Source organism: Microcoleus sp. AT3-A2, from assembly GCF_036705685.1.
Lineage (GTDB): Bacteria > Cyanobacteriota > Cyanobacteriia > Cyanobacteriales > Microcoleaceae > Microcoleus.
The window spans coordinates 1-9,952 of sequence record NZ_JAUBVF010000099.1; the positions used below are offsets into that span (position 1 = coordinate 1).

The 9,952-nt window shown below is 45.7% G+C and carries 10 protein-coding genes; 3 read left to right on the top strand and 7 right to left on the bottom strand.

The features are described from left to right. Positions 1-57: 57 nt before the first annotated feature. Together QUB37_RS28315 and QUB37_RS28320 are read right to left on the bottom strand one after the other, a co-directional pair. A complete protein-coding gene (locus QUB37_RS28315; RefSeq protein ID WP_333168469.1) occupies positions 58-636 on the bottom strand; it encodes a GUN4 domain-containing protein in 579 nt (192 codons plus the stop codon). Positions 637-930: 294 nt separating this feature from the next. Next, positions 931-1,140: a hypothetical protein gene (locus QUB37_RS28320; protein ID WP_333168470.1), complete on the bottom strand. Its 210-nt coding sequence runs from the start codon at positions 1,138-1,140 to the stop codon at positions 931-933. Positions 1,141-1,326: 186 nt separating this feature from the next. Here QUB37_RS28320 and QUB37_RS28325 point away from each other — a divergent pair, with 186 nt between their 5' ends. Further along, positions 1,327-2,736: an NB-ARC domain-containing protein gene (locus QUB37_RS28325; protein ID WP_333168471.1), complete on the top strand. Its 1,410-nt coding sequence runs from the start codon at positions 1,327-1,329 to the stop codon at positions 2,734-2,736. Positions 2,737-2,751: 15 nt separating this feature from the next. Here the strand turns inward: QUB37_RS28325 and QUB37_RS28330 are convergent, their stop codons facing one another. The 4 genes from QUB37_RS28330 to QUB37_RS28345 form a co-directional block, all read right to left on the bottom strand. After that, positions 2,752-3,102 carry a DUF5615 family PIN-like protein gene (locus QUB37_RS28330; RefSeq protein WP_333168472.1) on the bottom strand — a complete coding sequence of 117 codons (351 nt, stop codon included), beginning with the start codon at positions 3,100-3,102 and terminating at the stop codon, positions 2,752-2,754. A gap of 9 nt (positions 3,103-3,111) precedes the next feature. Next, the gene (locus QUB37_RS28335) at positions 3,112-3,441 is read right to left on the bottom strand and encodes a DUF433 domain-containing protein (protein ID WP_333168473.1); all 330 of its coding nucleotides are present in this window, start codon (positions 3,439-3,441) and stop codon (positions 3,112-3,114) included. A gap of 155 nt (positions 3,442-3,596) precedes the next feature. Beyond that, positions 3,597-4,619 carry an ATP-binding cassette domain-containing protein gene (locus tag QUB37_RS28340; protein WP_333168479.1) on the bottom strand — a complete coding sequence of 341 codons (1,023 nt, stop codon included), beginning with the start codon at positions 4,617-4,619 and terminating at the stop codon, positions 3,597-3,599. Between the two features lie 597 nt (positions 4,620-5,216). Then, positions 5,217-5,405 (bottom strand): hypothetical protein, encoded by a 189-nt coding sequence (locus QUB37_RS28345; protein WP_015175516.1) that lies wholly within the window; start codon positions 5,403-5,405, stop codon positions 5,217-5,219. 177 nt (positions 5,406-5,582) lie between these two features. Here QUB37_RS28345 and QUB37_RS28350 point away from each other — a divergent pair, with 177 nt between their 5' ends. Next, the gene (locus QUB37_RS28350; protein ID WP_333168474.1) at positions 5,583-5,750 is read left to right on the top strand and encodes a hypothetical protein; all 168 of its coding nucleotides are present in this window, start codon (positions 5,583-5,585) and stop codon (positions 5,748-5,750) included. On the opposite strand, the gene QUB37_RS28355 is transcribed toward QUB37_RS28350, so the two are convergent. Continuing rightward, the gene (locus QUB37_RS28355; RefSeq protein ID WP_333168476.1) at positions 5,743-6,666 is read right to left on the bottom strand and encodes a histone deacetylase; all 924 of its coding nucleotides are present in this window, start codon (positions 6,664-6,666) and stop codon (positions 5,743-5,745) included. The two genes, QUB37_RS28350 and QUB37_RS28355, sit on opposite strands and share 8 nt — an antisense overlap. 396 nt (positions 6,667-7,062) lie before the next feature. On the opposite strand from QUB37_RS28355, the gene gyrA reads away from it, so the two are divergent. Continuing rightward, on the top strand, positions 7,063-9,774 hold the full coding sequence (gyrA, locus tag QUB37_RS28360) for a DNA gyrase subunit A (RefSeq protein WP_333168478.1): 2,712 nt from the start codon (positions 7,063-7,065) through the stop codon (positions 9,772-9,774). Positions 9,775-9,952 lie beyond the last annotated feature (178 nt).

Here is a 9,952-nt window from a genome sequence, read left to right on the forward strand (position 1 = left end):
ACTAATTATAAAATGGAACCGAAAAATAAAAAATAAAGGTAACTTAGTTAATGCAGTTTAGATGTCGAACAGCTTACTGTATTTGAGCTTAGAAGGATCCACGGCACACATAAAACTGTATGTCTCCTCAGTAGGGTAACAACGAGTAATCCACCCCAAGCGTTCCCGAAGCATTACCACTTCAACTGGATCGGCGAGTGGAACTAAGGACCCGGAAAGTTTCAGGAAATGCTCTTGAACATGACCACACATACCGCGATCAAATTCCTTTACTTCTTTTTTTTTCCAATCATCCGCTTTTTTACATTCTTCCAAGATACCTAACTGGATGCTAAAACCAAAATGTCCGTCACTGTATTGTACCCAAAGCTGGTCAATAGTGCGTAAAATAGGACAAGGAATGCAACCAAATTCTTTAAATCCTAAACCACTCCTCTCCAGCTTGCTGGGTAAACCCATAGCTCGATTTGTCGTCAGTTCGAGGAGTCGCTCAGTTTCTTTATTAGCCTCTCTCCACTTTCCAGAGGCGAGTAAGTCCCGCAAAGTATTCGTGCTTCCTTGGCTTTTGTATTCGTATATGTTGACTAAAGTGACAAAGGCAGTGATCGCGATCGCAAGCCCAATTAAAATTCCCATCGTTTGGAAGTCCTAAATCTTAAAGTTTTTAGCTTGAGTTTAGTAGAGAAGGATTTTCACAAATCCCTCTCTGTTGTCTTTGTCAACACTATTGCGAGCGGCATAAATTATCCGATTATCACAATAATTTAATTTAATATCTAAGCGATCGCCTCTTATCGAAAATGTTTCCAGTAAATAAATTGTGCAACATTAAAAAAATGGCTCTCGCTCGCTTCTATCTGCTAAGGATTAACTAACACATCCTAATTTTGGATAATTTTAGCTTTAGTTTTAGACAGAAATTTTCATAAATCAATCTATTTTACCTTGGTAAACACGATTGCCATCCACATAAACTGTGCCATTAGCCCAAGGCTCTATAGAAAACTCAACTTCTCCCTGCTGATTAGTTCGTTTGCGATCAGTTTGTCCCTGCTTTAAAAAATCATTGTTTCCAACGCCAACCTCTTTCCCTTTGATGGGTTGTCCAGTTTTCGCCGAAATTAGTTGAATGACTACCATCTTTAGCTACCTCGATTATCAAAAAAGCTTTTACATATCCTAATTATTCACTTCAGAGCTTGGTTATGACTATCGGAAAAAGTCAGATTTTGTCTGATATTGAAAAACTACGATTGTTGGCAAATGTTAGAAAATGTCAGAAGATGTCAGATATAATTGGCAAAACCTCTAGCAGCTAGCCGACTAATGGATGTTAAAGAAGTGTTGAGATTTACCGACAACCTAGTTTTCGCAAAAACAGGAAAACACCTCGCCGATCTGCAAGAGACTGTACTGCGGGGTGTTTGGCAAGGTAAGACATACATTCAGATCGCCGAGGAATCTGGCTACAGTGAGGGTTACACTAGGGATGTTACCTCAAAATTGTTGAAAGTTTTGTCAAAGTTATTAAGAGAAGATATAAATAAATCAAATTTTCGATCGACAATGGAAAGATATCAAATTTCTCACTCTTCTAATTTCCTCAATCTAAATTTTGTAGAAAAAGGTAGCATCAACGTCTGCACAGAAGCCTCACAGCCTCCCAAAACTTCACAAAACTCACCCCCAACACAAACCTCAACTGAAGACGACACCCAACAAAAACCGCGACTCGATTTAAGAGATGCACCGACTCTCAAAACCTTCTACAACTACCCCAACTCACCCCTCACCGCCCTCGAAAACTCGATCGCCCGCCAAAACTGCCGCCTCCTCACCATCACAGGCATGGCAGGCACCGGCAAAAGTGCGATCGCCCGTCACCTCATCCCCCAAATTCAAACTCAGTTCGATCGCATCATCTGGCTCAGTCTCCGCACCTCCCCACCCCTCGAAACCACCCTCAAAACCCTCATTCAATTTCTCTCAAATCAACCAGAAATTAACATACCCGCCCACACCGATGTTCAGTTATCAATCCTAATCGAATATTTGCGAGACAATCGCTGTCTCATCATCCTCGATGACGTGCAGCAAATTCTCAGAAGCGGGCAACTTGCAGGAAATTACAAACCCGGATATGAAAACTACGGAACCCTATTTAAACTCATCGGCGAAATTCCCCACAATAGCTGCTTAATTCTCAATAGTTGGGAACCACCCTCAGACATCCTCACATTCACCGACGATAATTCAGCAGTACGTTTATTGCAGTTAACCGGTTTAGGTGAAGCAGGAACAGAAATTCTTAGACAAAAGGGTTTGTTGGATGAAGAATACTGGTCAGAATTGATTAACCTTTATCAAGGTAATCCCCTCTGGTTAAAATTAGCCGCTCAAACCATTAACAACTTATTTGGCGGTAGAGTCTCTCAATATTTAAGCTATCAACCAGTATTTTTAAGCGATGAATTGACACCGATATTGCAGCAGCATTATCAGCGGTTGTCGGAAATAGAAAAACAGGCGCTCGGCCTAATCTGCACTGAAATTGAGCCTGTTTCGTTTACCCAATGGATGGCAAAATGTCAAGGATCACAAGGCGAATTATGTAAAGCAATTCAATCTTTAGCCCGACGGGGAATGATCGAAAAATTGGGCGGTGAAGCTGAAATCGTTTTCACGATTCCACCTGTGTTAAAACAGTATGTTAAAATGGTTGCAGAAGAGTCTTAAATATCTAGCTAATTGTTACAATGGTAGATACAAAACAACTCCTTTCCACTCCGATTGTTCGCTACAGTTAACCAGCACCACAAGTTCATCAATAGCCTGTCTAACTGGCATTCGATCGTTAATTATAAACAAACCTGACATTTGTTCCTTATCCCTCAACTGTTCGTAAGCCAAATCGGGCATAGTTGCTCGGTCATGGCTTAACACAATGCGATCGTTCTGGGCCGCCCAGTTGAGAATTGTTGGATCGTCAGCTTCTCGCAAACCAACATCCTGAACGCGAAGCAAGTCAAGGTCTGGCTGACGCAGGAAAAGCCCTCGAACAATATCGCCATTAAAATTTTCATCGCTCAACAGCCGCAGCATAGTTAATCCTCAAGATTGTTTTTGGGCTAACAAGCGCGATCGAATAACGCTGAGATCGGGTTGAATATCCAACAAACGCTGACGGACGGAATCTGCTAATTGTTCGCGATAATTGAGATAAGTTTCCACTGCTTCTTGGTGTCGGAGATAATAGCCTATCGCACTATAGACATCAGACAATGACACAGTTGAATAACGCTGCACAATTGATTCGGGCGATGCACCATCCTGAAAAGCTCGAATCACCAATTCCAGCAAAACTCTTGAGTTTCCCACCCGAATAGCACCTGTTGCATCTTCTCGGAAAGGAGGCGCTTCAACTTCCAAAACAAGATTCATCTATTAATATCCCCCAAAATTACGAGCGTATTTTTTCACTCTCCTCTTAAGATTATATAGCAGAAGGAAGAAGGTTTTCTCTTCCTTCTTCCCTCTTCCTTATATCCGTTACATCCGTTACAAAATCCGTTGCCGAACTTCCCTCTTCCCTCAAACTACGATCGCATCGCCTGTTTTTGTTCAGCCTTCAAATCGCGGTTGCTAGCAGCAGCCAACTCCGCATCCAACAGCGTCTTACCAGTCGCCGCCAAATACACATCATCCAAACTCGGCCGAGATTGAGCAATCCCAAAAGTAGGCAATCCCGCATCTTTTAAAGCTTGCTGAATAGTCACCAGCGCATCGCTTTGCGGTGTTACTACTAAATTGAGAGAATTTCCTTGGGCCGTATTGACAATTACTTCTTGCACAAAAGGCAGCGATTGCATCAGAGTTTTAGCTTTTTCGGCTTCTTCCATCGGCGAAAACTCCCGAATCCGCAGAGTCACCCGATCGCCCCCAACCCGATTTTTCAACTCTTCTGGCGTGCCCTGTGCAATCACCGTACCCTTGTCAATAATCGCCACGCGATCGGCCAAAGCGTCAACTTCTTCGAGATAGTGACTCGTTATCAAAACCGTAGTACCTTCCTCTCGCAAGCGGCGCAGGAAATCCCACACTACCACCCGGCTTTCAATATCGAGCCCGACAGTCGGTTCGTCTAACACCAAAACATCCGGCTGGTGAAGCAACCCAGCAGCTAAGTCGAGGCGTTTGCGGATACCGCCGGAATAAGTGCCCGTCTTTTTATTTTCCCACTCCTCCAAACCGAGGAGTTTCACCATTTCGTCAATCCGCCCTTTAATCCTAGGGCGCGGCAAATGGTAAAGCGCTGCTTGCAGTTGCAGGAGTTCCCGCCCCGTCAGCACCTTATCCAGAGCCACTTCTTGGGCGACATAGCCTAGTCTTTGTCTGGCAATTCTCGGCTGACTGACAGCAGAAATGCCAGACACTTCAATGCGTCCGCTATCGGGCGCACTCAAAGTACAAAGTACCCGCAGGGTTGTGGTTTTGCCTGCACCGTTGGGGCCTAGCAAACCAAATATTTCCCCCGGTTCTACCTTGAAGGAAACATCTTTAACGGCTTCTACAGTGCCGTAGCGTTTCTGAAGATTTTCAATTAAAACGGCGGGAGCCATATATTTTGGGGATGAACTGGTTGTTAATATTTTGACACTTCCGGGCTCAAATTGCCGGAATGGTCGATCGACCAATGCGACTCGGTGTACTGGTAACGATCGCACACTCCTCCTCAACCGGAAACTGCTGATAGTTTTGATTCTTAATATCAGTTTAAAAAATATTAATTTTATAGCGGTTTTCAACCCTGATATTCATCAGTTTTCTCACTCTCCAATCTCCCATCTCACATCAAAAAAATTATGAGTTTTGAGTTAATTATAACTTCTCAGTTAGTAACTCAAAACTCACAATTGTTCAACAAGTAGAGATGCACCCGAAACCTGTTATTTTATAATTATCTCTACCTATAGGCTGATGTGTAGCGAGATTTTGATAATTTACACACTGGTCAAACACATCACACTTTTGAGCCAACTATTAAACACAAAAAACTTCCCTAATTGGCAAGTTCTACTTGTAACGAGTTTCCAAAAAATGTAACTGTAGATCAGTGTTCTCAACCCCGATAGTTATCAGTAATTACCAATTCTTTAATCGAAAATCGAAAATCGAAAATGGTATTAACTCCCCTCAAGGGAGTGGCTGCCACCTCTTTAATCTACAATTTTTACCCAACCGCGGCGAACGTTGTACAGCAGTCGGTTGATGATGGCATACTCATCTTCATTCAGTGTTCTTTCTAAGAGTGCAGATCTGAGCTGTCTCCGGTCGTGGCGAGTCACGACGCTGGAGAACATGACCTGACCAAATAACTCTTCGAGTGTCATTTGGGATACTGACATGATAAACCTCCTAGTTGATTGAGACAGATAAAATTTTAACAGGCTTGTTGTATTTATATTATCCACTCTGGGAGGGACTTCAAAGGCGATCGAAAACATTGACACGGTGTGATTTTTAGGTTAAAAATCTGTGACCGAGACTTTGATGCCCAGTGACTTGGATCTCTTAAATTTGTGATGCTTGTCACTAAAGCCAGAAGGAAGAAGTCAGAAGTTCAGAGGGAAGAAGTCAGAAGTCAGAGGAAAAAAGACTATCAAGCGCGATCGGCCTCAAAAGCTCTCCATCCCGTGCTCACGGCTTCTCAAAACCTCATTTTTCCCTATGCCAATTTTCCAGCTAATTGAGGCATCGGTCAATAGTCGCCACCACCGACTCAGCCAACTCTTTGAGCGCGTAACCCCCCTCCAAACCAAAAGCTATGCGGCGAGTGAGTTGCAGGCAGTATCCGGTGAAAGTACCGAAATCTGACGGCATCAGAGTCATGCTCGCCAGCGGATCGGACGCAGTAGCGTCATAACCGGCGCTGACAATCAACAAATCCGGTTCAAATTTGGACAAAAAAGGCACGACAAGAGATTCAAAGGCGCTCAGGTATTCAGCTATGCCACTGCCGGGATAGAGAGGAATGTTCAGCACGTTGTCGTAAGCACCCCGCTCCTCGGCATCTCCTGTTCCCGGATAGCACGGAGATTGGTGCAGGGAACAGTAGGCAATTTGCCGGCAGTTTTCCACCAAAGATTGAGTGCCGTTGCCGTGGTGCACGTCCCAGTCGAGGATGGCGACGCGGTTGACTCCCGGCTGTTCCAGGGCGTAGTGAGCGGCGATCGCAGCATTGGAAAACAAGCAAAAACCCATCGCGCGGGCGTTTTCGGCGTGGTGTCCCGGCGGCCTGGCCAGCACAAAAGCCGGTTCCCCCGCAGCCACCACTCGATCGACCCCATCGAGCCAAGCACTCGCCGCTAGGAGGGCTACGTCGTAACTTTCAGCAGAAATCGGCGTATCACCGTCGAGGTAGCCGCCTCCCCGATGAGCCAAATGTTCAATTTCTTTGATGTATCTTTGCGAGTGAACTTTTTTGATAGCCGAGAACAGTTGTTGTTCGCGCTGCGCCACTGGGGTAGGCAGTTGCCACTCAATTTGATCCGCCCAGGGAGCAGCTTTCAGAGCGTTGACGATCGCCGTTAAACGTTCTGGTCGCTCTGGGTGAAGCATTCCAGTCTTGTGCAGCAAGAAATCTTCGGAGTAGATGACGGGTAGCATCGGCTGATTTTAGATTTTAGATTTTAGATTTTAGATTTTTAGTTGGCTTTAAGAAGGCCTTCGGTTTTGTGAAATTAAAATTTCGCTCTAGTAACCATTTTAATTTCTTATAGGGCCGTCAAAAAAACTCACCAAAGCATGAAACTCTTCAGCCTAAAAAAACCTTTCTAGCTTTTGCCAACTGCTGACAAAATCACCAACTGACAAATTATCAATTGTGCTTGTTTCGTCCCTTAAATTTTCTGGCAACTTTCCCATAAATTCCAAGGCAAATTGTGATATAATTTCAGGAGTAATTTGCAATATTTGGCAGCTCTACTGAATCCAAACCGATTTTATCGCATTTTTGAGATTTATAGCGGTCAAATTTAAATTTTTAACGGAGTTTTTCAACCTATGAGCACCTCTGAGTCGCGGATAATCCCGACGGATCTGGGTAATGAGATGTCCCGATCGTACTTGGAATACGCCATGAGCGTAATAGTCGGTCGGGCGCTACCAGATGCCAGGGACGGTCTCAAGCCCGTTCACCGACGCATTCTCTACGCCATGAACGAATTGGGCTTGACTCCCGATCGACCTTTCCGCAAATGCGCCCGCGTCGTGGGGGAGGTGCTGGGCAAGTATCACCCGCACGGAGATACAGCAGTTTATGACGCCCTGGTGCGGATGGCTCAGGATTTCTCCATGCGGGAACGCCTGATCAACGGCCACGGCAACTTCGGCTCGGTTGACAACGACCCGCCCGCTGCCATGCGGTACACAGAATGTCGCCTCACAGCTTTGACTAGCGACTCCATGCTGCGCGACATCGACTCGGAAACAGTTGATTTCGGCGACAACTTCGACGGTTCCCAGCAAGAACCCCTCGTACTCCCCGCACGCATCCCCCAAATTTTGCTCAACGGTTCCTCCGGGATTGCTGTAGGGATGGCCACCAACATTCCGCCACACAATTTAGGCGAAATAATTGACGGTTTAGTAGCACTAATCCACAATCCAGCAATTACTGACCTGGAATTGATGCAGTACATCCCCGGCCCGGACTTTCCCACCGGAGGGCAAATTCTCGGTAGAGGGGGCATTCGTGATGCTTACACCACCGGGCGCGGTTCGATTACAATGCGCGGAGTCGCCGGCATTGAAACCATCGAACATCCCGGCCGCCCCGACAAAGAAGCAATTATTATCACCGAATTGCCTTACCAAACAAACAAGGCAGCGCTAATTGAGAAAATTGCCGAACTTGTCAACGACAAAAGATTAGATGGAATTTCCGACATTCGCGACGAAAGCGATAGAGACGGAATGCGGATCGTGATCGAACTCAAGCGCGACGCCTATCCCCGCGTCGTCCTCAACAATCTCTATAAACAAACACCCCTCCAAGCCAACTTTGGAGCCAATATGTTAGCGCTAGTAAATGGGGAACCCCAACTACTTACGCTCTCCCAATTCCTCAATGTCTTCCTAGATTTCCGCATTGAGACAATTACTCGCCGGACTCAATATGAGCTCCGCAAAGCAGAAGAACGCGACCACCTTCTGCAAGGCTTATTAATTGCCCTAGACAACTTAGATGCAATTATTCACCTAATTCGCGCCGCTGCCGACTCCGCAGCAGCCAAACAAGAATTGATGGATAATTACGGTCTTTCTGAACAGCAATCCGACGCAATTCTGCAAATGCAGCTCCGGCGTTTGACAGCATTAGAAGCGCAAAAAATTCAGCAAGAACACGAAGAATTGCGAACTAAAATCGCAGATTTGGAAGATATCTTAGCGCGCCGGGAACGCATCTTAGAAATCGCCGAATTTGAAGCCGTCGAAATCCAAACCAAAATCGCCACTCCTAGACGCAGCGTCATCGAACACGCCGAAGGAGAAATCGATGAAAGAGATTTAATTGCCAACGAACAAGCAATTATTCTAATCACAGAGCAAGGCTACATTAAGCGGATGCCTGTCAGCACTTTCGAGGCCCAAAGTCGCGCTACTCGCGGCAAAGCAGGCGCGAAAATGAAAGAAGACGACGGAGTAGAACATTTCCTTTCCTGCTGCGATCACGATAGCGTTTTGTTCTTCAGCGACAGAGGCGTAGTTTACTCTGTCAAAGCTTATCAAATTCCCATTTGTTCCCGGACGGCCCGCGGCACTCCTGTGGTGCAACTGCTGCCGATTCCTATAGAAGAAAAAATCACTTCTATGGTGTCAGTCACAGAATTCACCAGCGAAGAATACTTGGTAATGTTGACTCGCGGCGGCTACATCAAGAAAACCGCACTTTCAGCTTTTGGCAACATCCGCACTAATGGATTAATCGCGATTTCTCTAGAAGAAGGCGACCAACTGCGCTGGGTACGCAGAGCAAAAGTGGGTGACAGCATCATCATCGGTACGCGCCAAGGCATGGCAATTCATTTCCGCACCAATCACGAACAGTTGCGCCCAGTCGGCCGCGCGACGCGGGGTGTAAAATCAATGAAATTGCGATCGGGCGATGAGTTGATTAGCATGGACATTTTGCCCAGTTCAATTGTTGCCGAAATTGCTGAATTGGAAACTGAAGACTCGGAATTAGAGGGAGCTAATATTGCTCTATTAGAAACTGAAGACTCGGAATTAGAAGGAGGCGAAATTGCTGAATTGGACACTGAAGATGGGGAATTGGAAGACGAAGAATTAGAACTGCAAGCCGAGGAAATTGAAGGCGAAGAGGTCGAAGAAATTTCGACAGTTAGCAGCGAAGTTCCTTCGGTGTTGGTAATCACCACCAACGGCTATGGTAAGCGGGTTCCTGTGTCTCAATTCCGCCTACAAAGACGGGCTGGCAAGGGATTGACGGCTACTAAATTCAAGTCGAAAAAGGGTAAGGATCAGGTAGCTGCGTTGCGAATTGTCAACGAAGATGACGAATTGATGATCATTACCAACCGAGGTATTATTATCCGTCAGGCTGTGAGTGCAATTTCTACTCAATCGCGCACAGCAACGGGTGTGCGGGTGCAGCGGTTAGATGAGGATGATTCGATCGTAGCTGTGGCTTTAGTGCCGCCTGCTGGTGAAGAATCGGCCGAAGAATCGGAATCTGAGGAAGTGGCAGAATAGTCATAGGTTAATAGTTTGTAAGGTGCGCGCTGCGTACCTTACTGCTGAATGGTAAAAATGCGATCGTCTATTCCCGGTTTCTGCCTCCAAGACCGGTCAACATTAGACCTCTTGCAAAAAAGATATATGTTATAATTAGAGGTTTTAAATTTAATCCCCTAAAGCTAACTCATAATTG

Bases quoted from the DNA above. Each gene is read 5' to 3' on its own strand.
- QUB37_RS28315 (WP_333168469.1), bottom strand. From the start codon at position 636: ATGGGAATTTTAATTGGGCTTGCGATCGCGATCACTGCCTTTGTCACT.
- QUB37_RS28320 (WP_333168470.1), bottom strand. From the start codon at position 1,140: ATGGTAGTCATTCAACTAATTTCGGCGAAAACTGGACAACCCATCAAA.
- QUB37_RS28325 (WP_333168471.1), top strand. From the start codon at position 1,327: ATGGATGTTAAAGAAGTGTTGAGATTTACCGACAACCTAGTTTTCGCA.
- QUB37_RS28330 (WP_333168472.1), bottom strand. From the start codon at position 3,102: ATGCTGCGGCTGTTGAGCGATGAAAATTTTAATGGCGATATTGTTCGA.
- QUB37_RS28335 (WP_333168473.1), bottom strand. From the start codon at position 3,441: ATGAATCTTGTTTTGGAAGTTGAAGCGCCTCCTTTCCGAGAAGATGCA.
- QUB37_RS28340 (WP_333168479.1), bottom strand. From the start codon at position 4,619: ATGGCTCCCGCCGTTTTAATTGAAAATCTTCAGAAACGCTACGGCACT.
- QUB37_RS28345 (WP_015175516.1), bottom strand. From the start codon at position 5,405: ATGTCAGTATCCCAAATGACACTCGAAGAGTTATTTGGTCAGGTCATG.
- QUB37_RS28350 (WP_333168474.1), top strand. From the start codon at position 5,583: ATGCTTGTCACTAAAGCCAGAAGGAAGAAGTCAGAAGTTCAGAGGGAA.
- QUB37_RS28355 (WP_333168476.1), bottom strand. From the start codon at position 6,666: ATGCTACCCGTCATCTACTCCGAAGATTTCTTGCTGCACAAGACTGGA.
- gyrA (WP_333168478.1), top strand. From the start codon at position 7,063: ATGAGCACCTCTGAGTCGCGGATAATCCCGACGGATCTGGGTAATGAG.